Source organism: Porticoccus litoralis, from assembly GCF_030676955.1.
GTDB lineage: Bacteria > Pseudomonadota > Gammaproteobacteria > Pseudomonadales > Porticoccaceae > Porticoccus > Porticoccus litoralis.
On the sequence record NZ_JAUUUU010000003.1, the window covers coordinates 1 to 25,778 of the forward strand.

Consider the following 25,778-nt stretch of genomic DNA (forward strand, 5'->3'; position numbering starts at 1 on the left):
TTACTCGATAACTTTAGCGACGACGCCGGCGCCTACAGTACGGCCACCTTCACGGATCGCAAAACGCAAGCCATCTTCCATCGCAATCGGTGCAATCAACGTCACTACCATCTGCACGTTGTCGCCCGGCATGACCATCTCAACGCCTTCAGGCAGCTCACAAGCACCTGTCACGTCAGTGGTACGGAAGTAGAACTGCGGACGGTAGCCTTTGAAGAACGGCGTGTGACGGCCACCTTCGTCCTTGGACAGCACATAAACTTCTGCTTCGAACTTGGTGTGCGGGGTAATGGTGCCCGGCTTCGCCAGTACCTGACCACGCTCAACTTCGTCACGCTTGGTACCGCGCAGCAGTACACCAACGTTCTCACCAGCACGGCCTTCGTCCAGCAGCTTGCGGAACATCTCAACACCGGTACAGGTGGTCTTGGTGGTGTCGTGGATACCGACAATTTCGATTTCCTCGCCCACTTTGATAATGCCGCGCTCTACACGACCGGTAACTACCGTACCGCGACCAGAGATGGAGAATACGTCTTCGATCGGCATCAGGAACGGTTGGTCAATCGCGCGCTCCGGCTCCGGAATGTACTCGTCCAGGGTCTCTACCAGCTTCTTAACAGCGGTAGTGCCCATTTCGTTATCGTCTTTGCCTTCCAGCGCCATCAGGGCAGAGCCGATGATGATCGGGGTATCGTCACCCGGGAAGTCGTACTGGTCCAGAAGTTCGCGAACTTCCATCTCTACCAGCTCCAGCAGCTCTTCGTCATCAACCATGTCGGCTTTGTTCAGGAAGACCACAATATAAGGTACGCCTACCTGACGGGACAGCAGGATGTGCTCACGGGTTTGTGGCATTGGGCCATCCGCTGCAGAACAAACCAGGATCGCCCCGTCCATCTGCGCCGCACCAGTGATCATGTTTTTCACATAGTCAGCGTGTCCGGGACAGTCTACGTGTGCGTAGTGACGGTTCGGTGAATCGTATTCCACGTGGGAGGTCGCAATGGTAATACCGCGCTCGCGCTCTTCCGGTGCATTGTCGATGCCGTCAAACGCCACCGCTGTACCACCCCAGACTTCCGCACACACGCGCGTCAGCGCCGCAGTCAGCGTCGTTTTACCATGGTCTACGTGACCAATCGTACCCACGTTTACGTGGGGCTTATTTCGTTCAAACTTTTCCTTCGCCATGACGAGCGCTCCTCATTAGGACCTGGTACTTCAAACAAAAACAATCCGCAGGGTCCAACCCTGTGGAATAAATGGAGCTCATAACCGGATTTGAACCGGTGACCTCTTCCTTACCAAGGAAGTGCTCTACCGACTGAGCTATATGAGCGATATAAACGCCTTACCGTATCAATGGAGCGGGTAGCGGGAATCGAACCCGCATCATCAGCTTGGAAGGCTGAGGTTCTACCATTGAACTATACCCGCCTACTGCTGCCCCGGGACGCCAGCTCTATGAGCCGAGGTCACCATCTACGGCATTTCACTCTACACAGCCGGTCATCTGAGCCGGCTTGCCGATAACCATTTTTCGGCTATCTACAATGTTAATGGTGCAGGGGGGTGGATTCGAACCACCGAAGCTTTCGCGTCAGATTTACAGTCTGATCCCTTTGGCCGCTCGGGAACCCCTGCGAAAAAGGCTGGACATTGTCCACACCACTTGCCGAGGTGTCAAACAAAAACACCCGGCAAACATAAAATTGGAGCTGGCGAGAGGAGTCGAACCCCCGACCGGCTGATTACAAGTCAGCTGCTCTACCAACTGAGCTACGCCAGCTCTAAATTAAAAACCCGCTGTTAAATCGGGAGCGCGATTCTATTGAATGTTGGCCTCATAATCAACCGTTGCACGAACCCAATCCGCGTTTTTTGGAAGATTAATCACCAGGCCTTATGTTGATCCGCCAAGTGACCGCCTTTGAGAATCATATGGTCAGTTCGACATTTCGCACGGGATCGATTCCTCTTGGCGAATAGCCGATTCCTCAATACCTAAGGTAGCTGCGATATCAGAAAGGGTGTTTTCATCGTTATTATCCCCCTTGAGTTGCACCCATGCCTTTTTTTCTACTTTTGTCCGAGGGATCAGCACACTTTCCACGCCCTCTGCCAACAATTTGTCCTGATAGCTATCTGCGTTTTCCTTTCCACTGAATACACCCAGAGTAACCCCGTTCTCATACTCACCATCAGTAATCAGGTAACTCTCGATATTCCTGTCGTGCAGTGACTTCAATAATAATTCTGCCTCCGCCCGAGTTTCCCTCGGCTGCATAATGAGCCAGAAGCCCTCACTAACCACCTCTTCTTTATTAATGACCAATATTCCATTCGCTCGGTCACCTAACACCAATAGGATTTTAGCTACCATTTGCGGCTCAAAGGGTCCCAGCTGGCGACACACCTCTTCATCGACCGGCATATCCGAGACATGCTGCTCAGGTTCTGCTGGCGACATTTTCTCTAACTGTTGTTGGTTTGCCTCTTCGGCAACTACTTTCTGCTCATCGGCTGCGGAGCTTTCACCCCATAACTGCAATTCTTTCACCTCTGCGCCTTGCCCAGCGCGGTTAACTGACGTCAAGTCAGAAACGACATCACGACGATGATCTGCCGCACCGCTAAACCAATAGGCTGCCACTGCGTTAAGCATCAACAATGTCCAGAAAAACCAGCGCATTTTATTCATGGGAATACTACAGCTAGGCCGTCCAAAACCAGATCCTTGCAGTAAACGGCCTCACGGTCCTTCAGCGGTAACAACGACTCACCATCACCACCTGTGACAAAAATCTTTGCATTGGCTTCAGAGCACAATAGCTCCTCGTGGACAGCTTCAACAAAACTTCGCAGCATCAATAAGGCGCCATGATCCACAGCCTCCTGGGTTGACACACCCGGAGTAACTTCTCTCCGGAACCCTTCGCTAAGAAGTATTTTCGCTGTGCCACCGAGCAAGCTGTTTCGCATCATCATCACACCGGGCACAATGTACCCGCCATGGTGCTGACCTACACTGTCCAGCACATCTATCGTCACCGCACTGCCGGCATCAACCACCACACAGGCACCCTGATATTGCTGCCAGGCAGCAATCAGTGCCAACCACCGATCAACCCCCATAGATTCGGGCTGCTCGTAACCACAGGTAATACCTCCTGCATTTTTCGTGGTTTGTGCTTTCTGCACAATACAACCCCAATGCGCTGCTGCAGTTTCAACCCCTCTGGTGACACTTGCATTACCCACACTGGACAACCTGATGCGTGTTGGCACTCCCTGAACACCGATTTCCCTTGCAGCATCATCAAAGGTCTTGTGAACACCATGAATATTGACGCCGCTATCGTGGCTGACACGCCACTTCACTCGCGTGTTACCCACATCAACATCAACGATCATCACTACCCCGCATACTGATTTCGCCACCACTAAAAGATTGTAGAGCGCCATCAATTTCGATCAGCAAGGCGCCACGATCATCAACACCACGAGCAATACCCTGCAGGGATTTGTTGAGCATCGACAGGGTCACACCCTTACCGTCAAATGCATCATTTTTTTTCCACTCATCCCTGTAGGCACCAAAACCCCTCTGTTGGTAGTTCACCAACAGATCAAACAATTCCTTGACCAAAGATACTGACAATTGATTACGCGAGATGGGTGTAGATGAAATCTGGGAGATATCCGCCCATGGTTGGTCAATTGACCCTCCTGACGATGTCGTCATGTTCAGATTCAGCCCAACACCCACGACTACCTGGCAAAAACCAGCGGGATCACCTAACACCTCCAAGAGTATGCCGCCCAGCTTTTTATTTTCCCAAAGCAGGTCATTTGGCCACTTAAAGGCAAGCGCATCAACGCCACAATTAACGAGCGCTCGCCTGACGGCCACACCGACAGCCAGACTCAGCCCTTCTATTACCTGAACCCCGCCCTCAAAGCCCCACACAACAGACAGATAGATATTTCTTCCCAGCGGGCTGACCCACTTACGTCCTCGCCTTCCTCGTCCTTCGGTCTGCTGTTCCGCCAAAATGACCAGCCCAGTTTCATTACACTCGGCGGCGGCCTCCCTGGCCAGTTCATTAGTAGAAGTGATGGTACTGTAAAGGCTCAAACGAGGACGAATAGCAAAAGTGCTACTATCAAGCTGTTGCTCCAATGCTTCAGCATTTAACAGATCCAAGCCACCAGGAATTCTGTAACCACACCCTTTTTGGGATTCGACCTGCAATCCAGCATCGACAAGCTTCTGCACTTGCTTCCATACGGCCGTTCTAGAAATCCCCAATTGCTCGCCAAGTTGCTCACCGGAGTGATATTCGCCATCAGCCAGTATGTTTAAGAGACTATCCATCAGGCTACCAACAGCCTCACATTGATCCACACAAACCGCATACCTATTAGGAACAGAAGCAGGGCAAAGCCTTTGCTTAACATATCGCCCGGCAACCGGTGAGCAAGCCTGGCACCGAAACGGGCAAAAATAGTACTGGATGCAACAATACCAATAAATGCTGGTAGATAGATGTAACCCATAGCGTGTGGTGGCAGCTCTACAGCGCCATAACCTTTATAGAGGTAGGTCAACGCGCCACTCACAGCAATGGGAAGGCCGCAGGCCGCAGATGTACCAACAGCATGTTTAACAGGCACTCTAACCCAGGTGAGAAAAGGGACGCTTAGGGAACCGCCACCAATTCCAAACAAACTGGAAACAAAACCAATCACACCGCCTACAGCAGTTTTGCCTGCAGGGCCTGGCATATTCGCGCCACCGTCAGGGTTGATTGGAAAGGCCATTTTGCCCGCAACGAGACACAAGAAAACACCAAATGCCAATTGAAGTGAGGCGCCTGTAATACTGATAGCAAAGACAGCACCAAGAGCCGCGCCAAGACAAATTCCCGGCGTCAGCCACAACGCAACACGCCATAGCACAGCACCGTGTCGGTTATGAGCAGAAACGGAGCTGATGGAGGTAATCACGATAGTGGCTAGAGAAGTACCGATCGCAAGGTGGGTAAGTATATCCGGTGAAAGGCCCTGCGCAGTAAATGTGAAGATGAGAATAGGAACAATGACGACGCCGCCACCTAGGCCAAACAAGCCACTAATTAAACCGGCAACAGCCCCCAGGCCTAGATACAGCAGGTAAACGTCCACGACACCCCCAAAGCAACAGCATCGCATTATGCCTGATTTGGAATAGTCATGAACAACCACAAACCAGGTGGTTGTTCATGCGCACTATTTGAAAAACGTGCTTAGAAAATGAAGACGAAAAAAAACCTCACAAATCTGTGAGGTTTTTTTAATAAGAACCTGACGATGACCTACTCTCACATGGGGAGACCCCACACTACCATCGGCGCTAAGCGGTTTCACTTCTGAGTTCGGGATGGGGTCAGGTGGTTCACGCTCGCTATTGTCGTCAGGAAAACGGTTATGAGTGCGAAGCAACCGATATGACTTGGGTAAAGTCGACGGCCTTGTGGCTTCGTACTCAAATAGGGCGGTAAAAATGTTAAAGCAGCGAGTGATTCATCGGACACCGGTCCGTAATGCAATCATTTCTATTATATGGTCAAGCCTCACGGGCAATTAGTACTGGTTAGCTCAATACCTCACGGCACTTCCACACCCAGCCTATCAACGTCGTAGTCTTCAACGGCCCTTTAGGGGACTCAAGGTCCCAGGGAGATCTAATCTTGGAAGGGGCTTCCCGCTTAGATGCTTTCAGCGGTTATCCTGTCCGAACATAGCTACCGGGCAATGCCACTGGCGTGACAACCCGAACACCAGAGGTTCGTCCACTCCGGTCCTCTCGTACTAGGAGCAGCTTTCCTCAAATCTCCAACGCCCACGGCAGATAGGGACCGAACTGTCTCACGACGTTCTAAACCCAGCTCGCGTACCACTTTAAATGGCGAACAGCCATACCCTTGGGACCGGCTTCAGCCCCAGGATGTGATGAGCCGACATCGAGGTGCCAAACACCGCCGTCGATGTGAACTCTTGGGCGGTATCAGCCTGTTATCCCCGGAGTACCTTTTATCCGTTGAGCGATGGCCCTTCCATACAGAACCACCGGATCACTAAGACCTACTTTCGTACCTGCTCGACGTGTCAGTCTCGCAGTCAAGCACCCTTATGCCTTTGCACTCATAGCATGATTTCCGACCATGCCGAGGGTACCTTCGTGCTCCTCCGTTACTCTTTGGGAGGAGACCGCCCCAGTCAAACTACCCACCAGACACTGTCCCCGACCCGGATAACGGGCCAAGGTTAGAACCTCAAACATACCAGGGTGGTATTTCAAGGTTGGCTCCACGCAATCTGGCGATCACGCTTCAAAGCCTCCCACCTATCCTACACAAATAGGTTCAAAGTTCAGTGCCAAGCTATAGTAAAGGTTCACGGGGTCTTTCCGTCTAGCCGCGGGAACACTGCATCTTAACAGCGATTTCAATTTCACTGAGTCTCTGGTGGAGACAGCGCCGCCATCGTTACGCCATTCGTGCAGGTCGGAACTTACCCGACAAGGAATTTCGCTACCTTAGGACCGTTATAGTTACGGCCGCCGTTTACCGGGGCTTCGATCAAGAGCTTCGTCCGAAGACTAACCCCATCAATTAACCTTCCGGCACCGGGCAGGCGTCACACCCTATACGTCCACTTACGTGTTTGCAGAGTGCTGTGTTTTTAATAAACAGTCGCAGCGGCCTGGTCACTTCGGCTGCCAACAGCTTACGGAGCAAGTCCGATCACCATCAGCAGCGCACCTTCTCCCGAAGTTACGGTGCCATTTTGCCTAGTTCCTTCACCAGAGTTTTCTCAAGCGCCTTGGTATTCTCTACCTGACCACCTGTGTCGGTTTAGAGTACGGTCTCTTGTTACCTGAAGCTTAGAAGCTTTTCTTGGAAGCATGGCATCGATCACTCAGCTCAAAAGAGAGCTTCGCCATCACATCTCAGCTTTAAGGACCCGGATTTGCCTAAGTCCTCAGCCTACTTGCTTAGATCGGGACAACCAACGCCCGTCTGATCTAGCCTACTCCGTCCCTCCATCGCAGTAACAAGAGGTACAGGAATATTAACCTGTTTCCCATCGACTACGCCTTTCGGCCTCGCCTTAGGGGCCGACTAACCCTGCCCTGATTAGCATGGGACAGGAAACCTTGGTCTTCCGGCGTGGGGGTTTTTCACCCCCATTATCGTTACTCATGTCAGCATTCGCACTTCTGATACCTCCAGCAAACCTCACGATTCACCTTCAACGGCTTACAGAACGCTCCTCTACCATGCAAGCAAGCTTGCATCCACAGCTTCGGTTATCAGTTTTAGCCCCGTTACATCTTCCGCGCAGGCCGACTCGACTAGTGAGCTATTACGCTTTCTTTAAAGGATGGCTGCTTCTAAGCCAACCTCCTAGCTGTCTTAGCCTTCCCACATCGTTTCCCACTTAACTGATATTTGGGACCTTAGCTGGTGGTCTGGGTTGTTTCCCTTTTCACGACGGACGTTAGCACCCGCCGTGTGTCTCCCGTGATTGCACTCACCGGTATTCGGAGTTTGCATGGGGTTGGTAAGTCGGGATGACCCCCTAGCCCAAACAGTGCTCTACCCCCGGTGGTGAGACACGAGGCGCTACCTAAATAGCTTTCGAGGAGAACCAGCTATCTCCGGGCTTGATTAGCCTTTCACTCCGATCCACAGGTCATCCGAATCTTTTTCAACAGATTACGGTTCGGGCCTCCAGTCAGTGTTACCTAACCTTCACCCTGCCCATGGATAGATCGCCCGGTTTCGGGTCTACTCCCAGCAACTAAACGCCCTATTAAGACTCGATTTCTCTACGGCTCCCCTAAACGGTTAACCTTGCTACTGAAAGTAAGTCGCTGACCCATTATACAAAAGGTACGCAGTCACAGAACAAGTCTGCTCCTACTGCTTGTACGCATACGGTTTCAGGTTCTATTTCACTCCCCTCTCCGGGGTTCTTTTCGCCTTTCCCTCACGGTACTGGTTCACTATCGGTCAGTTGGTAGTATTTAGCCTTGGAGGATGGTCCCCCCATATTCAGTCAAGATAACACGTGTCCCGACCTACTCGATTTCACTTAAAACGTCTTTTCGTGTACGGGGCTATCACCCTGTATCGCGGAACTTTCCAGAACCTTCCACTAAAACGTAAAAAGCTTAAGGGCTAATCCCCGTTCGCTCGCCGCTACTGAGGGAATCTCAATTGATTTCTTTTCCTCTGGGTACTTAGATGTTTCAGTTCCCCAGGTTCGCCTCATACACCTATGTATTCAGTGCATGATACCCGCCTGATGACGGGTGGGTTTCCCCATTCGGAAATCTCGGGATATAACGCTTGTTTGCCAGCTCCCCCGAGCTTATCGCAGGCTCCTACGTCCTTCATCGCCTCCAACTGCCAAGGCATCCACCGTATGCGCTTAGTCGCTTGACCATATAAGACAAACGACTGCATTTACGATAATCATCTTTCGATGACGTTTTCGCCGGACAGGTGTATAAGAATACACTCGCCTTTGTTAGTACAGCTTTAACATTTCTACCTTTTTAAAGAACGTCTGATTCAAAAATCAGAATTAAGCAATCGATGAACAATTCCTTAATTCTTATTTCTGACAAGCAGCAAAGTAACAGTGGAGAGTGGTGGAGCTAAGCGGGATCGAACCGCTGACCTCCTGCGTGCAAGGCAGGCGCTCTCCCAGCTGAGCTATAGCCCCATAGCAACCTAATGTCCAATCTAGGAATTGGTGGGTCTGGGCCGATTTGAACGGCCGACCTCACCCTTATCAGGGGTGCGCTCTAACCAACTGAGCTACAGACCCACTGTATACCCAAAGGGTGTGCGCTTGCCTGGGCAACCGCGTGCTGCTCTTTATCAGTGATCAGATAATGCGTGTGAGTACTTGACTGAAACGTCAGTGCTTCGATTAAGGAGGTGATCCAGCCCCAGGTTCCCCTAGGGCTACCTTGTTACGACTTCACCCCAGTCATGAATCACAAAGTGGTGACCGTCCTCCCGAAGGTTAGACTAGCCACTTCTTTTGCAACCCACTCCCATGGTGTGACGGGCGGTGTGTACAAGGCCCGGGAACGTATTCACCGCGACATTCTGATTCGCGATTACTAGCGATTCCGACTTCACGGAGTCGAGTTGCAGACTCCGATCCGGACTACGAACGGTTTTCTGGGATTGGCGCCCCATCGCTGGTTAGCAACCCTTTGTACCGCCCATTGTAGCACGTGTGTAGCCCAGGTCGTAAGGGCCATGATGACTTGACGTCGTCCCCACCTTCCTCCGGTTTGTCACCGGCAGTCTCCTTAGAGTTCTCAGCATTACCTGCTAGCAACTAAGGACAAGGGTTGCGCTCGTTACGGGACTTAACCCAACATCTCACGACACGAGCTGACGACAGCCATGCAGCACCTGTCACTCGGTTCCCGAAGGCACCAATCTATCTCTAGAAAGTTCCGAGGATGTCAAGACCTGGTAAGGTTCTTCGCGTTGCATCGAATTAAACCACATGCTCCACCGCTTGTGCGGGCCCCCGTCAATTCATTTGAGTTTTAACCTTGCGGCCGTACTCCCCAGGCGGTCTACTTACTGCGTTAGCTGCGCCACTAAAGTCACAAGGACCCCAACGGCTAGTAGACATCGTTTACGGCGTGGACTACCAGGGTATCTAATCCTGTTTGCTCCCCACGCTTTCGCACCTCAGCGTCAGTATCAGTCCAGTGAGCCGCCTTCGCCACTGATGTTCCTTCCTATATCTACGCATTTCACCGCTACACAGGAAATTCCACTCACCTCTACTGTACTCTAGCCTGACAGTTCTGGATGCAATTCCCAGGTTAAGCCCGGGGCTTTCACATCCAGCTAATCAAACCGCCTACGCGCGCTTTACGCCCAGTAATTCCGATTAACGCTCGCACCCTCCGTATTACCGCGGCTGCTGGCACGGAGTTTGCCGGTGCTTCTTCTATAGGTAACGTCAGGGCTAATGGGTATTAACCATTAACTTTTCCTCCCTATTGAAAGTGCTTTACAACCCGAAGGCCTTCTTCACACACGCGGCATGGCTGGATCAGGGTTTCCCCCATTGTCCAATATTCCCCACTGCTGCCTCCCGTAGGAGTCTGGGCCGTGTCTCAGTCCCAGTGTGGCTGATCATCCTCTCAGACCAGCTACGGATCGTCGCCATGGTAGGCCATTACCCCACCATCTAGCTAATCCGACGCAGGCTCATCCAATAGCGCAAGGTCCGAAGATCCCCTGCTTTCCCCCTTAGGGCGTATGCGGTATTAGCATGAGTTTCCCCATGTTGTCCCCCACTACTGGGCAGATTCCTACGCGTTACTCACCCGTCCGCCGCTCTACTCGCTCCCGAAGGAACTTTCACGCTCGACTTGCATGTGTTAGGCCTGCCGCCAGCGTTCAATCTGAGCCATGATCAAACTCTTCAGTTTAATCTTTTACCTCTACCTTTCGGTAAGAGGGAGCAGTTTCACGAAAACCCGTGGTACTACTCAAAAACTTGGCTCAAACACTTTGGCTTACCAAATCGTATGAATTGATGAGTTACTTGCGTTTGATGATTCGTTGTCACATGAATCGTCTCAGCAAGCACCCACACGCATTATCTGATCTATTTGTTAAAGAACGTTTGCTCCCTTGGGAGCGGGCTGCGTATTCTAAGGATCGCCGCCCTTATGTCAACTGATTTCGATGATTATTTTTTAAAAAATTTTCATCTTTTTTTCAGTTGATCCGCTTGGCTTGTTCCCCGAAGCGGACGCGCATTCTAGCGCCTTACACCTTGTTGTCAACGCCTTTCTGTAAAAAAGTTTTTCTTTCTTCACAGCGCCTTGACGGTGCGTTCAGACCGGCTAGTAACTCCGAACTGAGGCGCGCATTCTAGCGATTAATTTCAGGCAGTCAACGCCTTTTTCAGAATTTTTTTTACTGGCTCTGTTTAACTACTTTTCAGTCAGGCCAGCTGTATTCTTATAGCACAAAAAAACGCGACACAAGGTCGCGTTTAGCAATAAGTGATAGAGCTATCAGACCAGTTCAAAGAGGTGATGCTTCTTCTTGCCCATCTTCACCATAAAGAAACGTCCGTACAACGCACTACCGGGATTAAAGCACTCTCCAGCCCGCAAGTTGTCACTTTCATCCTTAGCAATACCATTCACCAGTACAGCCGAGCGCCCCAGGGCATCTTTTACTTCTCTTCCCGCCTTGGCCATTCCGCACTCTGTCAGCAAGGTGGTCAGCGGCTTGCCGTCCAAGTCCACAGAAGACAGATCACTTGCTGGCATACCATCCTGCTTAAGCTGCTCTAAGTCATTTTCTGTTAACGACTCCAGCCCACCTGAAAACAACGCCTCGGTGATTCTCTCTGCCGCCGTCAATCCTGATTCACCATGCACTAGCCTGGTCACCTCTCTGGCCAGAATACCCTGGGCAGACTTCCTGCCCTGCGTTTCTGCATCAACACGCTCTATTTCCTCAATTTCGGAAACTGGCAAGAAGGTAAAATATCGCAGAAATTTATAGACGTCGGCATCCGCGGTATTTATCCAGAACTGGTAAAAAGCGTAGGGAGATGTCTTGGCTCTATCCAGCCAGATTGTCCCGGTTTCCGTTTTACCAAACTTGGTGCCATCCGCCTTGGTCACCAGCGGCAGCGTTAGGCCAAATACCTGATTCCCGTTAAGCCTTCTCGTTAGGTCTATTCCACCAGTGATATTCCCCCACTGGTCTGAACCGCCCAGCTGCAAGGTGCACTGATATCGCTTGTTGAGCTCAGCAAAGTCGTAGGACTGCAGCAACATGTAAGTAAACTCGGTATATGAAATACCAGCACCCTCTCGATCAAGGCGCTGCTTCACCGACTCTTTATTCACCATATTGTTAACAGAGAAATGCTTGCCCACATCTCGCAGAAAATTAAGCAGCCCCATGCCGCCAATCCAGTCGAGGTTGTTCACCACCTCCGCGGAACAGTCACCCGCCTCAAAATCAATAAACTGAGAGACCTGTGACCTGATGCGCTCCACCCAGCTACCGACCACATCAGGGGTATTCAACTTGCGTTCCTGGGCTTTGAAACTGGGATCACCAATCAGCCCGGTGGCCCCTCCCACCAGGGCGATAGGCTTATGTCCCGCCAACTGGAAGCGACGCAACGCCAACAACGGCACCAGGCTGCCTATATGAAGGCTGTCTGCTGTTGGATCAAAGCCACAATAGAGTGTACGGCCCCCAGAGGACAAGTGCTCCTCCAATGCGCCATCGCCCGTCATCTGTGCAATCAGCCCTCGAGCCTGTAAATCAGCTATCAGCTCCAAAGAATCTCCAGACATGCCTTCTTCTCTTATTAACTACCGCCAAACAAAGGGAGGCAAACCTTACATTATCCCGCCGCAAAAACAAGAGTGCGCGACCCCATACGCCTTTAGTATCAGTGGGATTGGCCGATTATCTGTTATATATTGGAGCCTTAAGCACACCAATTACAGTAATGGTTAAACGACCATGAGCCTGAAAGCACTATGACCCAAGCCAGTTTTAAAACCCCGAAGCAAGAATTGAGCCCTTTGCAGCGCCTGCTGACCAGCCGATTTGTCACGCGAGGACTGCTAGTCCTCGGCTGCTGTGTTTTCGTCGTAATACTGGCAACCTCTTTTATGGAGCCCAATGATGATGACAACACCACAGTTCAGGTTGAGAGTGTCGCCGTCAGCTTTCAGTCTTCAGATGACACCCCCACAGAAAACCCATTAGTTGCAAGCGTACAAACGACTGAGCAACAGGCTGTACAGGAGGAACTGACTGCCACTGATCCAGCCGTCCCTGAAGAGACATTCACCTGGAAAAAACAAATAGTCCGAAGCGGCGATAACCTGACTGCCATTTTCAAGCGGGTATTACTCGGCTCTGCTGATGTGCACCGTCTGATGTCGTCATCCCCCCTCGCCAAACCCCTTAGTAACATGAGGCCTGGCGAAGAGTTGCGCTTTGGGTTCGCTGAAAACGGCACTCTGGCCCAGCTGAAATACACCAAATCACGACTCGAAAGCTATATCTTCAAATCAGCAGATGATAAAAGCTCCACCTATATGGCTGAACACATCATCCGCGAGCCGGAAATCACAACGGCTTACAGGGAGTCCACCATTGAGGATTCGCTGTTTCTTGCCGGTGATCGCGCACAACTGCCCCACAACCTGATCATGGAAATCGCCAACATTTTTGGCTGGGATGTCGATTTTGCGCTGGATATCCGAAAGGGCGACCACTTCGCAATACTCTTTGAAGAAAAATTCCTGGATGGTGAAAAAATTGGCACCGGCAATATTCTCGCCGCTGAATTCACCAACCAGGGGCGCACCTTCAAGGCTGTTCGTTATGTAGACAGTCAGGGCAAAGCCAACTACTTCACACCAGAAGGCCTGAGCATGCGCAAGGCTTTCCTGCGCGCACCCCTGGACTTTACCCGCATCAGCTCAAACTTTAACTTGCGCCGCAAACACCCGATTCACAAAAGCATACGCGCGCACCGCGGCGTCGATTATGCTGCCCCGCGGGGAACGCCGATCTTCTCCGCCGGTGATGGCAAGGTAACCGCCTCGGGTTACAGCAAGGCCAATGGCAACTACGTCTTTATTCAGCATGGCCAGCGCTACACCACCAAATACCTGCACCTGAACAAGCGTTCAGTCAAAACCGGCCAAAATGTGCGCCAGCGCCAGGTTATCGGCACAGTGGGTTCAACCGGCTATGCCACCGGCCCACATTTGCACTACGAATTCCTGGTCAACGGCGTCCATCAAAACCCGCGCACCGTATCACTTCCCCAGGCATTGCCCATTGATGATGCCGAGCGCAGCAACTTTGACACCGCCACGGCTTCACTGACCAATCAGCTAGCTCTGCACAAACAATCCACACAATTGGCCATGCTGACCGAAAAGGACCAGCAAAGCACCAGCACGCAATAAGCTAGATGCCCGACGCCGAACTCTACATAGGCCTTATGTCGGGGACCAGTGCAGACTCCATAGACGCTGCTCTGGTCGATTTCAGCCATGGTCGGTGCCAGCTGCTCGGCACCCACAGCAGCGACATCTCGGACCTCAAATCAGAAATTCATGCCCTGGCACAGCCGGGCGATAATGAAATACAACGACTGGGGCAGCTTGACCGCGAGCTGGGCGTTCGCTTTGCTGAAACCGTGAATCAACTGCTGAGACAACAGCAACTCACCAATACCGCTATTCACGCCATCGGCAGCCACGGCCAGACCATACGCCACCGGCCCCCGTCCTCAGAGGAAGGCCATGCCTTCAGCCTGCAGATTGGCGACCCCAATACCATTGCCGGGCACACGGGCATCACTACCGTTGCAGATTTCAGGCGACGGGATATCGCTCTTGGCGGGCATGGCGCGCCATTGGTACCAGCTTTCCATCAGGCGATATTCCACCAACCCGGCGCTAGGCGTGCCATCATCAATATCGGCGGCATAGCCAATATCACGCTACTGGAAAAAAGTGATGAGACACCGATGCAGGGCTACGACACAGGGCCCGGTAACGGCCTGATGGACGCCTGGACCTTAACCCATTTACAACAACCCTACGACGCTGAAGGTAACTGGAGCCGACGGGGCAAAACCCTACCGGCCTTACTGGAACAATTATTAAGCACCCCCTATCTGGCACTCCCACCCCCAAAGAGTACCGGCAGGGAGCTATTTAATCTCGACTGGCTCAACGGGCAACTCGGGACGCTCAATCAGCCATTCGAGCCAGCAGATGTGCAGGCCACGCTACTGGATTTCACCGCCCAAACCATCGCGTCTGCCATCAAGCGACATAGTGAAGAACCTTTGGACGTGTTTCTCTGTGGCGGAGGCGCACACAATCGGGCGCTGGTTGAAAAGCTAAGTGCCTTGCTGGATCCAATTCAGGTGGCTACAACGGATAGCATTGGCGTGCCCGTCGACTGGGTTGAAGCGATTGCCTTTGCCTGGCTGGCACAACAGACGTTGGAGGGGAAGCCGGGCAATGCACCCGCTGTAACCGGCGCTCGTACAGCCGCAATTCTGGGGGCTATCTATCCCGGCTGAGATCGAATGGTTAAAAGTAAATGTACTTTTCTACTTCGATAAGGTGGCTTTCTTCAACCGGTCCCACTGGAACGGTGCCAACAAATGGCAGAAGCGTTTTCAAATCCAGGCCCAAACCATGGGACTGAGTTTCACAGACCTTGATATCAACCACTTTGAGCGCAGAGAGCTTGGCCGCGAGGTCGACAATAGAGCGGTAACGGAGATAGTTTTCCCTGAAGAAAATACTGACTTCGGGACCATGCAACACAAACACCACCGGGGAAAAATCCTGCCGCATACCTTCGTTAAGATAAAACTGCTCGGCACGCTGAAGAACTTCCGCTACCTCTTCAGGATTATTTTTTTCAATGCGCGCCAGATATCCAGCGACTTCCTGGCGCTCACCCTCAACCAGGCCATTAGCAGAGGGGGCGCTGTTGGCAACCGCTGAAAACGCCAAGAAAAGCGTGATAAACAGGGATAACCAACGAAAGCTCCCCAGCATGGGTTACACCGAGAAGGAAGACCCGCAACCACAGGTCGTCGCGGCGTTGGGGTTGGATACAGTAAAGCGGGAGCCCTGAAGGCCCTGCTCATAATCGACCGTTGAACCAGTGAGATACTGGATACTCAGCGGGTCAACCAGCACGGCAACACCCTCTTTTTCAACCAGGGTGTCATCTTCAGCTGCGACCTCATCAAAGCTGAAGCCATACTGAAAACCCGAACACCCGCCACCAGTGACAAAAACTCTCAGCTTCAGATCGGGGTTACCCTCTTCCTCAACCAGACCTTTCACCTTGGCCACCGCCGCATCCGAAATATACAGCGGCATGGGTGTAAATGTAGCGATACCTGACATGGATACTCCTGAATTCATTATGGAAGTGCTATACAACTCAATACCCAAGCATTCCAGTCAAGTATTCTATCACGAACCAAGGTCCTGCATGCCAGTTTCAGCAACATTTTCTACCGGCGACAGGGACTCCTGCTGGGCAGACGCCGAACGGTGAACGAAATTCCCGTTTACCTGGGCACCCTTCTCAATCTCGATGAGCGCATAGTGCAGATCGCCCTCCACCTCAGCATTGGCGGCAAGTTCCACCTGAAGGGATGAATAAATATTACCTTCGATACGGCCATTGATCACCACTACAGGGACGCTGACATCGCCCACCACACAACCCTTGGGCAAAACCCTCACACGGGCGTCAGCACCGTCTTCGGCCATAATATTGCCAGTAATCTGGCCTTCAACTTCAAGATTGCCCGCAAAGCGCACATCCCCCAGAACGTGTGTACCACTGGCAATCAGTGTGGTGCTGCCCGCTGCAAAGTTTGTCAGGTTGTTTTTCTTACGCATGGTTTGCCCCCTAAGCTTCATCCAGGTGCCAGTCAAAACGCCTTTCCACGGCATTGGCGCTGGCATTGGTTTTCCAGACACTCACCTTGATTGCCCTGGGTTCAAAGCCCACAGGCAGGGTCAGCACCCCCTCCAGCATATGAAAATATTTAAACTTGACCGCAACCGGCGACGTTTCCACATTTTCATCCAACTGGTCTAACGAGAGGGTTTCCTTAATGCCATTGCGGGCACCCTCCAATTCAACCTTGAGATTAATTTTGACAGTTTTCAGTTTGCTGTCTTTTTGCTGGATCACAATCCGGTAGGATGCTCCCTGCCCATCCCCAAGTGACTTCAGCATCAATTCGCCAATTTGCAGTCCGCTCTCGCTGCCCCCCGGCTGCATCAGGTTGCGGTAAAGACGCAACTCTTCTTCGTTCGCCGCCAGTTGCAGTTGCAGGGAAGTAACCAGTTTTCTCACCTGTTCCAAAGAGCCACGATCCACATTCGAGGCCAACTGAACATTGGTGAATTGCTGGCGCAGCTCTTTTTCCTCGGCACGTAACTGTTGCAACTCACTGGTCATGCGGTGGTTTTCCAGCACCGCGTTATCCAGGAACCCTGAGCCCCAAAAAAATCCGACAAGGAAAAAAAACAGTATCGCCAGCACCCATAGCAGTATTTCCAGCCAGCGGCGTCCCGGTCTGTGGGACGTGACCACCAGCTGGTGGGATCGACTGCGGAACATCAGGGCAGGAGTGCCGGCGCCATGAGGCCTGCATTTTCCGGCAGGCCAAACAGGATATTCATATTTTGAATGGCTTGTCCCGAAGCACCCTTCACCAGATTGTCTTCAACCACCAACACCACCACTTTGTCGCCATCCTGGGGACGGAACACACTGATACGACAGGTATTGCCGCCTTTTACTGAACGTGTTTCCGGCTGACTGCCAGCGGGCATCACATCAACAAACGGCTCATCCCGGTAGCGCTCTTCATAGAGTGACTGCAGATCCACATCTTTATTGCTAAGGGTGGCGTAGAGCGTGGAATGAATGCCTCTCACAATTGGCAACAAGTGGGGCACAAACGTCACAGACACCTTGCCTCCGGCAATATCCTGCAACCCCTGCGTGATTTCCGGCAGGTGGCGGTGACCCGCAGTCGCGTAGGCCTTGAAGCTCTCACCGGCCTCGGTCAGCAAGGTGCCAATGCTGGCCTGCCGGCCTGCTCCACTGGCCCCGGAAGCAGAGTTTGCAATCAGGTCACTGGCATCGATAATGCCCTGCTCCAACAAGGGTAAGAAGCCCAACAGAACGCTAGTGGGATAACACCCCGGACAGGCGATCAACCGGGCTTCACGTATCTTGTCGCGATTCAATTCGGGTAATCCGTACACGGCCTCATCTACCAACTCGGGGCAGGCGTGGGGCTGTTTGTACCACTGCTCCCACAATGCCACGTCGCGAATTCTGAAATCCGCGGAGAGATCAATGACCTTGATACCCTTGGCCAGCAACCCTGGTACTGTGCTCTGCGCCACTCCGTGGGGCGTGGCAAAAAACACCACATCGCACTTGTCCAGCTCGCCGGAGGCCGGGTCGGTGAAACACAAATCGTAATGTCCGCGCAGATTGGGGAACAAATCAGCGACCGGGCGACCGGCTTCACCCCGGGAGGTGATAGCACACACCTCCACATCCGGATGAACTGCCAACAACCTCAGCAACTCGACACCTGTATAACCTGTGCCACCAACAATGCCTGCTTTAATCACGATAAGTCTGTTCCTGTCATGGGTTTGGGAAGCTGCTTATAATACCCCAATCATCAGGGCATTAAAGGGTCCCTGTTCCCCAGTATTTCAGGAAGCCCCTATGGCCTTCGAAAAGCGACAAACTCACTGGCCGACCCGACAGCTTGACAACTTCCGCGCCAGGCTCGCCCACGCCGACGCACTGCCACAACTGGCTATTCTCGGCTGCCTCAGCGGGTTATTGACCGGCCTAATCGCCATTGCCTTTCGCCTTTCCTTTGAGCTGCCACTTTCTATCCTGTTACCCAATGGCAGTGAATCCTTTGAAGACCTGCCAGCATGGCTGCGCTTTTCGCTGCCCCTCGGCGGGGCTCTGCTGCTGGGCCTGATCGTCCATCGCCTGAAACCGGAACAGCGCGCCGTGGGGGTTGGCCATATCCTCGATCGCATGCGCCACCACCAGGCGCAATTACCCGCCACCAATATGCTGTGGCAATTTGCCGGCGGGGCCATCGCGCTGCTCAGCGGCCATTCAGTTGGCCGTGAAGGTCCCGCGGTACACCTGGGCGCCGCCAGCTCCAGCCTGCTTGGCCAAAAACTTCAGTTACCCAACAACAGCCTGCGCACGCTTACGGCTTGCGGTGTTGCTGCCGCCATCGCCGCTTCCTTCAACACGCCTCTGGCGGGAGTGATCTTCGCCATGGAAGTGGTGCTGATGGAATACACCATCATCGGCTTTATCCCGGTGATTCTGGCCGCCGTCACCGGTGGCGTGCTGTCACGTATCGTATTTGGCGATCAACCGGCCTTTGCGATTCCCCTTATCGACCTGGTGAGCCTCTGGGAACTGCCCTACCTGTTACTTTGCGGTCTCGCTATCGGCCTGGCATCCACGGCCATGGTGCTGCTGTATCGTTTCAGTGGCCGCTTTGATCGCTACCCACTGCTATTGCGCTTCCTGTTTGCTGGTCTGCTGTGCGGCAGCGTCGCTATTGCCTTGCCCCAGATTCAGGGTGTCGGTTACGACACCGTCGAACTGGCGCTTACCGGGCAAATGGCGCTCTGGCTGTTACTGGCCGTGGCGGCGGCGAAGATTATCGTCTCCATGGTTTCCATGGGGCTGGGATTACCCGGGGGCATCATCGGCCCCAATTTTGTCATTGGCGCCTGCCTCGGTGGCGCACTCGGTCTTCTCGGCGACATGTTGCACCCCGGCGAGTCCGGCTCCAGCGGCTTTTACGCGGTAGTCGGCATGGGGGCCATGATGGGCGCGGTGCTGAACGCACCTCTGGCGGCACTAATTGCCGTGCTGGAATTAACCTACAACCCGAATATCCTGTTGCCCAGCATGCTGGTGATTGTGATCGCCACGGTCACCTGCCGTATGCTCAGCAGGCTGCCGGGCATCTTCTCCATCGACCGTGATTTGCAGGGCTACGAATCCCCCCTGTTCCAGATGCTGAGTCGTTCGGGGGTTACCAGCCTGATGCGTAGTAATTTTGTTCACCACTCCCGACACCTACCCACCGAAAAGGCAAAAACCCTGCTGGAAAACAAGCCGGAGTGGATTGTGATTGAGGATGTCGGCGAACCGAAATTCATTCTCAAGCCAGCTGACCTGGCCCATTATCTGGAAGCACTGGCGAGTGAAACCGATGAGCCAGAAGCTATCGATTTGAGGGAAATCCCCGGCGAGCGCTGGCGACTGTTTCCAGTTCATCACCGTGCATCCCTGCAGGAAGCACTCCTCACCATGCAGCAGAATAATGGCCAGGCTGTGTATATCAATCAGGCCGCGGCTCCCCTGATGAGCGAAGTTGCAGGTATCATCACCCATCAGGACATCGACAACTTTTACCGATAAGGCCCCAGAAATGAGTTTGATCAAGGAGCTACTAATCAGCGGTCAGAGCTGGATTACCGCCTTCCACATCATCGCCGTAGTGTGCTGGTTTGCCGCACTGTTTTACCTGCCAAGGCTGTTTGTCTACCACGCCATGTCTGACGACGACATCAGCAACGAACGTTTCAAGATCATGGAACGCAAACTCTACCGGGGTATCGCCACCCCCTCTATGGTCGCCACCATCCTGCTGGGCATTGCACTGTTCAGCATCTACCCGGACTACTTCCTGCACGCCGCCTGGTTTCACGTAAAAATCGCCCTGGTCATTCTGCTTGTGATCTACCACCACGCCTGTTTGTACCTGATGAAGCAGTTTCGCGACGATAAAAATACCCGCAGTCATGTGTTTTACCGCTGGTTCAATGAAGTGCCAGTTCTGATGCTGGTGGGCATTGTGATTATGGTAGTGGTCAGGCCTTTCTGACCGCCGGCGGGTAGACCGCCTTTTGCCGACTATACTCAAAGGCATGACTTTGTTTTTAAAGACCATGCCCTATGCACAAATTGCGCAGCTACCTAGCCCTGCTGATTTTCTGTAGCACCCTCAGCCTTTGTGCCTCGGCTCAGCCGGGGGCCACCAATGCCGTGTGGGTGCTGGATATCAAAGGTGCTGTTGGCCCGGCCGTGGCTGACTACCTGGAACGCGGCATAGCATCTGCCAATGACAGCGGCGCACAATTGCTGGTCATACGTATGGACACCCCCGGCGGACTGGATAAATCCATGCGCCAGATTATTCAGGCCATACTCGCGTCACCGGTTCCCGTCGCAAGCTATGTGGCTCCCAGCGGCGCCAGGGCCGCCAGCGCTGGCACCTATATCCTCTATGCCAGCCACATCGCCGCCATGGCGCCGGGCACCAACCTCGGTGCCGCCACTCCAGTTCAGCTTGGCGCACCTGGTGTGCCCTCTGCGCCAAAACCTGCCGGTGAGCAAGGGGAACAGGGGCATCCTGAGCCGTCCACCGCCATGGAACGCAAAGTCATCAACGATGCTACCGCCTATATCCAGAGCCTTGCGGAAATGCGCGGCAGAAATGCCGAATGGGCTGTTGCCGCCGTGCGTAGCGCCGCCACCCTGACCGCCAACCAGGCGCTGGAGCAAAATGTCATCGATGTGGTGGCCGACAACCTGCCCGATTTACTGAAACAGGTTGACGGACACACCCTGCAAACCTCCGCTGGAACACTCACCCTGGCCACTGCGGGCAGCGACATCCATCACCATCAGCCGGACTGGCACACCCGCTTTCTGGCGGTCATTACCGATCCCAGTGTCGCCTATATTCTGCTGCTGATCGGCATTTATGGATTGGTGTTTGAGTTTTCCCAACCCGGCATCGGGCTACCCGGTATTCTGGGGGGGATCTGCCTGCTGATCGCCATGTACGCGCTTCAGGTGCTACCCATCAGCTATACCGGCCTGGCGCTGATGTTACTGGGCCTCGGGCTGATGATTGCCGAGGCTCTCAACCCCAGCTTCGGGGTACTGGGGGTGGGCGGCATCATCGCTTTTGTGGTCGGTTCGGTGATGCTGATGGACACCCACGTACCCGCCTTTCAGATCGCCCTGCCCATTATTCTCGGGATCACCGCCATGTCGGCCGCCCTGCTGATTTTGCTGCTGGGCATGGTCTGGCGTGCCCGGCACGCCCGCGTTGTCTCAGGCCTCGGCACACTCGTTGGCCAGTCCGCCGAAGTGGAATACCTGCATAAAGGCCAGCCCTTTGTTCACCTGCAGGGTGAAAATTGGTCCGTGGAAGCCGATCAGCCCCTCGTCCCCGGCGACCGGGTACAGGTCACCGGAACATCCGGCCTGACATTACATGTGAAAAAGGAGACACCGCCATGAGTTTATATTTCTTCGGCACCATACTGCTCTTTATCTTGATGTTGCTGGCAGCCATGTTTCGCGTGCTGCGCGAATACGAGCGTGGCGTCGTCTTCATGCTCGGGCGGTTTTACAAGGTGAAAGGCCCCGGTCTGATCATCATCGTTCCCATCATTCAACAAATGGTGCGGGTGGACTTACGCACCATCGTTATGGATGTGCCCACCCAGGATGTGATCTCCAGAGACAACGTCTCGGTCAAGGTAAATGCGGTGGTCTACTTCCGGGTACTGGACCCGGAGAAAGCCATCATCCAGGTGGAAAACTTTTACGAAGCCACCAGCCAATTGTCACAAACCACCCTGCGTTCGGTGCTGGGGCAACACGAACTGGACACCATGCTCGCCGCCAGGGACAAGCTCAACGCCGATATTCAGGAAGTGCTGGACCTGCAGACCGATGCCTGGGGGATCAAGGTCGCCAACGTGGAAATCAAACATGTGGATCTGGACGAGAGCATGATTCGCGCCATCGCCAAACAGGCGGAAGCGGAACGGGTACGGCGCGCCAAGGTGATCCATGCCGAAGGAGAATTTGAGGCCGCGGAACAGCTACTGAATGCCGCAAAGAAACTGGCGGAGCAACCCCAAGCCATTCAATTGCGTTACCTGCAGACCCTCACGGAAATCGCCGGGGAGAAAAGCTCCACCATTGTCTTCCCACTACCCATGGATATTCTGCAGGCGATCAACAAACCCGTTGGCAATAATAGCTAGCCAGCGAGCCTAACCTAGAAACCGCTGCCGGGTTGCGCCAGGTACTCCAGCTCGGCAGCTGTGGACTCACGCCCGAGAATCTTATTGCGATGGGGGAAGCGGCCAAACTGCTCAATCACCGCCGCATGCCGCTCGGCATAATCCAGGAAGTTGGCAAAAGCCTCTTTCTGTTTATCGTCCACCTGGGACAACAACTGCTTAAACAGAAATACGCTGCGCGCCTGTATATGTGGGTCTTCCGAATGTTCCAGGGGCAGGTAAAAAAACACCCGCTCAATGGGTCGCAACTGTTTGTCCAGCCCTGATTCTATACCCGACAGACTCCAGTTAAGGGCCAGTCGGTCAGCGCTGAAGGCTGTGGGTGTATCGCGGTAAATATTCCGGGAGAATTGATCCAGCACCACAATGGCCGCCAAGCGACTCTCGGCAAACTGCAACCAGTATCGATTACCGCCATTCACCAACACCTGTAGCAGGGTTTCAAAGCGCTCACGTATCTCTTGATCAGTCCCAGCCGACTTTCCCCACCACAGGGCCGCCTGCTGTTCGGCGATCTGAGCACCGTCCACCCCATCACCGAACCAATAATCCAGCACGCCTTGCCAAGCCGGAAGTCCACTACCGTCCATTGCTCCTCCCATCTACACATTCCATGGCGCCCCCCGCGCCAATTGGTGATAATAGCCGCAAATCAATCAGCGGTAAAAAGTCAGTATTCATCATGCAACAATCTGAAAAGCTTTTCGCAGCAGCCCAGAAGCACATTCCCGGTGGGGTAAATTCTCCAGTACGCGCCTTCAAGGCCGTCGGCGGCACCCCGGTATTTTTCGAGAGCGCCAAGGGCGCCCACCTGTTCGATGCCGACGGCAAGCGCTATGTCGACTACGTGCTTTCCTGGGGCCCGATGATCGCCGGTCACAATCACCCCGCCGTGATTGAAGCTGTCACCCGCCAACTGCAAAAGGGCATGACCTTCGGCGCACCCACAGCGCTGGAAATCGACCTCGCCGACAAACTCTGCGAACGGGTTCCCGGCCTCGAGATGGTGCGCATGGTCAACTCCGGTACCGAAGCCACAATGAGCGCCATCCGCCTGGCGCGGGGTTTTACTGGCCGCGATAAAATTATCAAGTTCGAGGGCTGCTACCACGGTCATTCCGACTCGCTGCTGGTGAAGGCCGGTTCCGGAGCACTTACCCTCGGCGTGCCCAGCTCCCCCGGTGTTCCGGCAGCCCTGGCAGACCATACAGTCACCCTCACCTACAACGATATTGAAGGCGTACAGCAAGCCTTTGCCGAAATCGGCGAACAAGTCGCCTGTGTCATCCTTGAGCCAGTGGCCGGAAACATGAGTTGCATACCGCCGGTGCCCGGCTTCCTCGAAGCCCTGCGCCAGCAATGTAATTTGCACGGTGCTCTATTAATTATCGACGAAGTGATGACCGGCTTTAGAGTGCACCCCGAGTGCGCCGTGGGCCGCTACCAGATTGATGCCGACCTGATCACCCTCGGCAAGGTTATCGGTGGCGGCATGCCGGTGGGCGCCTTCGGCGGCAAGCGCAAGATTATGGAACAAATCGCTCCGCTGGGGCCGGTGTACCAAGCGGGAACGTTGTCCGGCAACCCGGTGGCCATGGCTGCCGGTCTCGCCACTCTGGATTTGCTGGCCCAGCCCGGCTTCCATGACGACCTCTTTGCCAAAACCACCTGCCTGATCGAGGGCCTGCAGGCTCGCGCCGACGCGGCGGGCATCCCTATGACCACCAACCACGTGGGCAGCATGTTCGGGGTATTTTTCACCGAGGAAAGCAGCGTCACCAATTACCAGCAGGTGATGGCCTGCGATACCGAGCGCTTCGGCAAATTCTTCCACGGCATGCTGGATGAAGGCGTGTACCTGGCACCGGCGTCCTACGAAGCGGGGTTCCTCTCAACCGCTCACAGCGATGACGACCTGAACTTCACCCTGGATGCCGCAGAGCGGGTCTTCAATACGCTGTAAAGAAAAAGCCCTACTTTCGCAGGCTGGCTTATTCTTGCCAGCCTGCGTTAAAGTGGTCTGCAACGCTTTCGTATTGCGTAACTATAATTGCCACACAAAAACGCGCACCGACTGTGAGTGATAATTTCATCCTGACATAGGATCTACGGCATGTGGTTACGCACCAAATGTGACTTATCGTTCGAAATCTCGGTACCAACACCGTTTATTCTGATGCTGCGCCTGCGCAGCGGTCTTCAGCAATGGGTAGCCAGCGAGAAATACCGGCTCGAACCCAACGTACCCATGTTCGAATTCACCGACACCTACGGCAACCTCTGCCAGCGGCTCGTTGCCCCTCCCGGGCACTTTTCCATTTACACCTCGGCCGATGTTCGCACCGACGACTTCGTAGACGAGGCCCCGGGGGCGCCCTTTGTCGAGGTGGAATACCTACCCGACGCAGTGCTCAGTTACCTATTGCCCAGCCGCTTTTGCGAGTCCGACCGCTTTGGTCAAATGGCTACCGACATTACCGCCGGTTATCTGATGGGCTACGATCAGGTGAAAGCCATCGAAACCTGGGTGCGCGATAACATCAGCTACCTGCCAGGCACCAGCGATGTGCCGGTTTCCGCCATAGAAATTAATACCCGTGGATCGGGGGTCTGCCGCGATCTTGCACACCTCGGCATTGCCCTGTGTCGTAGCCTCAGCATTCCCGCACGGCTGGTGGTAGGCTATCTGCACGACCTGCAACCTATGGATTTACACGCCTGGTTTGAGGCCTATGTGGGTGGCCGTTGGTACACCTTCGACCCCACCCAATCCCATATACGGGGCGGCTATGTGGTCATCGGTTACGGGCGCGATGCCGCCGATGTCGCCATCAACAACCAGTTTGGCCCACCGGTGTATCCCATCTACCAGAATATCCAGGTGCAACGCATCGAGGAAAAGGACATTTAACCTACCAGTAATGCCTGCGAATTATCTGCC

Annotated in this window: 20 protein-coding genes, 6 tRNA genes and 3 rRNA genes; 8 read left to right on the forward strand and 21 right to left on the reverse strand. The window is 53.7% G+C overall.

The annotated features are described in order from the left end of the window. From tuf to tyrS, 15 genes are all read right to left on the reverse strand, one after another. The gene (tuf, locus tag Q8A57_RS06425) at positions 1–1,194 is read right to left on the reverse strand and encodes an elongation factor Tu (RefSeq protein WP_305170170.1); all 1,194 of its coding nucleotides are present in this window, start codon (positions 1,192–1,194) and stop codon (positions 1–3) included. Positions 1,195–1,266: 72 nt separating this feature from the next. Beyond that, positions 1,267–1,342: transfer RNA gene (locus Q8A57_RS06430), tRNA-Thr, on the reverse strand. A 24-nt stretch (positions 1,343–1,366) separates the two neighbouring features. Next, positions 1,367–1,440: transfer RNA gene (locus Q8A57_RS06435), tRNA-Gly, on the reverse strand. Between the two features lie 123 nt (positions 1,441–1,563). Beyond that, a tRNA-Tyr gene (locus Q8A57_RS06440) sits at positions 1,564–1,647 on the reverse strand. Between the two features lie 69 nt (positions 1,648–1,716). Continuing rightward, positions 1,717–1,792 (reverse strand) — tRNA-Thr (locus tag Q8A57_RS06445). A 156-nt stretch (positions 1,793–1,948) separates the two neighbouring features. Next, complete coding sequence (locus tag Q8A57_RS06450; RefSeq protein WP_305170171.1) at positions 1,949–2,704, reverse strand: hypothetical protein; 756 nt, start codon at positions 2,702–2,704, stop codon at positions 1,949–1,951. Continuing rightward, positions 2,701–3,417: a type III pantothenate kinase gene (locus Q8A57_RS06455; protein WP_305170172.1), complete on the reverse strand. Its 717-nt coding sequence runs from the start codon at positions 3,415–3,417 to the stop codon at positions 2,701–2,703. Before Q8A57_RS06455 ends, Q8A57_RS06450 begins: the two co-directional genes overlap by 4 nt. After that, on the reverse strand, positions 3,407–4,381 hold the full coding sequence (gene birA, locus Q8A57_RS06460) for a bifunctional biotin--[acetyl-CoA-carboxylase] ligase/biotin operon repressor BirA (RefSeq protein WP_305170173.1): 975 nt from the start codon (positions 4,379–4,381) through the stop codon (positions 3,407–3,409). The genes Q8A57_RS06455 and birA overlap by 11 nt, the downstream gene beginning before the upstream one ends. Further along, a complete protein-coding gene (locus Q8A57_RS06465) occupies positions 4,381–5,190 on the reverse strand; it encodes a sulfite exporter TauE/SafE family protein (RefSeq protein WP_305170174.1) in 810 nt (269 codons plus the stop codon). Before Q8A57_RS06465 ends, birA begins: the two co-directional genes overlap by 1 nt. 157 nt (positions 5,191–5,347) lie before the next feature. Continuing rightward, a 5S ribosomal RNA gene (gene rrf / locus Q8A57_RS06470) occupies positions 5,348–5,463 on the reverse strand. 144 nt (positions 5,464–5,607) lie between these two features. Further along, a 23S ribosomal RNA gene (locus Q8A57_RS06475) occupies positions 5,608–8,498 on the reverse strand. A gap of 207 nt (positions 8,499–8,705) precedes the next feature. Beyond that, positions 8,706–8,781 (reverse strand) — tRNA-Ala (locus Q8A57_RS06480). Positions 8,782–8,809: 28 nt separating this feature from the next. Next, positions 8,810–8,886: transfer RNA gene (locus Q8A57_RS06485), tRNA-Ile, on the reverse strand. A 106-nt stretch (positions 8,887–8,992) separates the two neighbouring features. Beyond that, a 16S ribosomal RNA gene (locus Q8A57_RS06490) occupies positions 8,993–10,528 on the reverse strand. The 16S, 23S and 5S rRNA genes sit together here with 2 tRNA genes alongside, the layout of an rRNA operon. A gap of 594 nt (positions 10,529–11,122) precedes the next feature. Continuing rightward, complete coding sequence (gene tyrS, locus Q8A57_RS06495) at positions 11,123–12,430, reverse strand: tyrosine--tRNA ligase (protein ID WP_305170175.1); 1,308 nt, start codon at positions 12,428–12,430, stop codon at positions 11,123–11,125. A gap of 189 nt (positions 12,431–12,619) precedes the next feature. Between tyrS and Q8A57_RS06500 the strand changes: the two genes are divergently transcribed. Beyond that, a complete protein-coding gene (locus Q8A57_RS06500; RefSeq protein ID WP_305170176.1) occupies positions 12,620–14,068 on the forward strand; it encodes a peptidoglycan DD-metalloendopeptidase family protein in 1,449 nt (482 codons plus the stop codon). Between the two features lie 5 nt (positions 14,069–14,073). Then, positions 14,074–15,198: an anhydro-N-acetylmuramic acid kinase gene (locus Q8A57_RS06505; protein ID WP_305170177.1), complete on the forward strand. Its 1,125-nt coding sequence runs from the start codon at positions 14,074–14,076 to the stop codon at positions 15,196–15,198. A gap of 10 nt (positions 15,199–15,208) precedes the next feature. Here Q8A57_RS06505 and Q8A57_RS06510 read toward each other — a convergent pair whose 3' ends face one another. The 5 genes from Q8A57_RS06510 to argC all read right to left on the reverse strand — a co-directional run bounded on the left by Q8A57_RS06510 (position 15,209) and on the right by argC (position 18,307). After that, entirely contained in the window at positions 15,209–15,685 is a 477-nt protein-coding gene (locus tag Q8A57_RS06510) for a DsrE family protein (protein WP_305170178.1), read from the reverse strand. A 3-nt stretch (positions 15,686–15,688) separates the two neighbouring features. Then, a complete protein-coding gene (gene erpA / locus Q8A57_RS06515; RefSeq protein WP_305170179.1) occupies positions 15,689–16,042 on the reverse strand; it encodes an iron-sulfur cluster insertion protein ErpA in 354 nt (117 codons plus the stop codon). A gap of 69 nt (positions 16,043–16,111) precedes the next feature. Next, positions 16,112–16,546: a bactofilin family protein gene (locus Q8A57_RS06520; RefSeq protein WP_305170180.1), complete on the reverse strand. Its 435-nt coding sequence runs from the start codon at positions 16,544–16,546 to the stop codon at positions 16,112–16,114. 10 nt (positions 16,547–16,556) lie between these two features. After that, a complete protein-coding gene (locus Q8A57_RS06525) occupies positions 16,557–17,276 on the reverse strand; it encodes a DUF6776 family protein (RefSeq protein WP_305170182.1) in 720 nt (239 codons plus the stop codon). Continuing rightward, a complete protein-coding gene (gene argC, locus Q8A57_RS06530) occupies positions 17,276–18,307 on the reverse strand; it encodes an N-acetyl-gamma-glutamyl-phosphate reductase (RefSeq protein ID WP_305170184.1) in 1,032 nt (343 codons plus the stop codon). Before argC ends, Q8A57_RS06525 begins: the two co-directional genes overlap by 1 nt. Before the next feature lie 100 nt (positions 18,308–18,407). Here argC and Q8A57_RS06535 point away from each other — a divergent pair, with 100 nt between their 5' ends. The 4 genes from Q8A57_RS06535 (at position 18,408) to Q8A57_RS06550 (ending at position 22,798) form a co-directional block, all read left to right on the forward strand. Next, positions 18,408–20,150, forward strand: coding sequence for a chloride channel protein (locus Q8A57_RS06535; protein WP_305170185.1), 1,743 nt, complete (start codon positions 18,408–18,410; stop codon positions 20,148–20,150). A gap of 10 nt (positions 20,151–20,160) precedes the next feature. Continuing rightward, positions 20,161–20,616, forward strand: a complete 456-nt coding sequence (hemJ, locus tag Q8A57_RS06540) for a protoporphyrinogen oxidase HemJ (RefSeq protein WP_305170186.1) — start codon at positions 20,161–20,163, stop codon at positions 20,614–20,616. A gap of 71 nt (positions 20,617–20,687) precedes the next feature. Then, positions 20,688–22,043, forward strand: a complete 1,356-nt coding sequence (locus tag Q8A57_RS06545) for an NfeD family protein (RefSeq protein ID WP_305170187.1) — start codon at positions 20,688–20,690, stop codon at positions 22,041–22,043. Continuing rightward, positions 22,040–22,798, forward strand: a complete 759-nt coding sequence (locus Q8A57_RS06550) for a slipin family protein (RefSeq protein ID WP_305170188.1) — start codon at positions 22,040–22,042, stop codon at positions 22,796–22,798. Before Q8A57_RS06545 ends, Q8A57_RS06550 begins: the two co-directional genes overlap by 4 nt. A 14-nt stretch (positions 22,799–22,812) precedes the next feature. Here Q8A57_RS06550 and Q8A57_RS06555 read toward each other — a convergent pair whose 3' ends face one another. Then, positions 22,813–23,439, reverse strand: a complete 627-nt coding sequence (locus tag Q8A57_RS06555) for a DUF924 family protein (protein ID WP_305170189.1) — start codon at positions 23,437–23,439, stop codon at positions 22,813–22,815. An 80-nt stretch (positions 23,440–23,519) separates the two neighbouring features. Between Q8A57_RS06555 and hemL the strand changes: the two genes are divergently transcribed. Beyond that, entirely contained in the window at positions 23,520–24,800 is a 1,281-nt protein-coding gene (gene hemL / locus Q8A57_RS06560) for a glutamate-1-semialdehyde 2,1-aminomutase (protein WP_305170190.1), read from the forward strand. Positions 24,801–24,950: 150 nt separating this feature from the next. Further along, positions 24,951–25,748, forward strand: coding sequence for a transglutaminase-like domain-containing protein (locus Q8A57_RS06565; protein ID WP_305170191.1), 798 nt, complete (start codon positions 24,951–24,953; stop codon positions 25,746–25,748). Positions 25,749–25,778 lie beyond the last annotated feature (30 nt).

Coding starts and splice junctions, on each gene's coding strand:
- Q8A57_RS06520 (WP_305170180.1), bottom strand. CDS start 16,546: ATGCGTAAGAAAAACAACCTGACAAACTTTGCAGCGGGCAGCACCACA.
- erpA (WP_305170179.1), bottom strand. CDS start 16,042: ATGTCAGGTATCGCTACATTTACACCCATGCCGCTGTATATTTCGGAT.
- Q8A57_RS06565 (WP_305170191.1), top strand. CDS start 24,951: ATGTGGTTACGCACCAAATGTGACTTATCGTTCGAAATCTCGGTACCA.
- Q8A57_RS06555 (WP_305170189.1), bottom strand. CDS start 23,439: ATGGGAGGAGCAATGGACGGTAGTGGACTTCCGGCTTGGCAAGGCGTG.
- Q8A57_RS06505 (WP_305170177.1), top strand. CDS start 14,074: ATGCCCGACGCCGAACTCTACATAGGCCTTATGTCGGGGACCAGTGCA.
- Q8A57_RS06500 (WP_305170176.1), top strand. CDS start 12,620: ATGACCCAAGCCAGTTTTAAAACCCCGAAGCAAGAATTGAGCCCTTTG.
- Q8A57_RS06535 (WP_305170185.1), top strand. CDS start 18,408: ATGGCCTTCGAAAAGCGACAAACTCACTGGCCGACCCGACAGCTTGAC.
- tyrS (WP_305170175.1), bottom strand. CDS start 12,430: ATGTCTGGAGATTCTTTGGAGCTGATAGCTGATTTACAGGCTCGAGGG.
- Q8A57_RS06510 (WP_305170178.1), bottom strand. CDS start 15,685: ATGCTGGGGAGCTTTCGTTGGTTATCCCTGTTTATCACGCTTTTCTTG.
- Q8A57_RS06450 (WP_305170171.1), bottom strand. CDS start 2,704: ATGAATAAAATGCGCTGGTTTTTCTGGACATTGTTGATGCTTAACGCA.
- hemL (WP_305170190.1), top strand. CDS start 23,520: ATGCAACAATCTGAAAAGCTTTTCGCAGCAGCCCAGAAGCACATTCCC.
- Q8A57_RS06525 (WP_305170182.1), bottom strand. CDS start 17,276: ATGTTCCGCAGTCGATCCCACCAGCTGGTGGTCACGTCCCACAGACCG.
- birA (WP_305170173.1), bottom strand. CDS start 4,381: ATGGATAGTCTCTTAAACATACTGGCTGATGGCGAATATCACTCCGGT.
- Q8A57_RS06455 (WP_305170172.1), bottom strand. CDS start 3,417: ATGATCGTTGATGTTGATGTGGGTAACACGCGAGTGAAGTGGCGTGTC.
- tuf (WP_305170170.1), bottom strand. CDS start 1,194: ATGGCGAAGGAAAAGTTTGAACGAAATAAGCCCCACGTAAACGTGGGT.
- Q8A57_RS06550 (WP_305170188.1), top strand. CDS start 22,040: ATGAGTTTATATTTCTTCGGCACCATACTGCTCTTTATCTTGATGTTG.
- Q8A57_RS06545 (WP_305170187.1), top strand. CDS start 20,688: ATGCACAAATTGCGCAGCTACCTAGCCCTGCTGATTTTCTGTAGCACC.
- hemJ (WP_305170186.1), top strand. CDS start 20,161: ATGAGTTTGATCAAGGAGCTACTAATCAGCGGTCAGAGCTGGATTACC.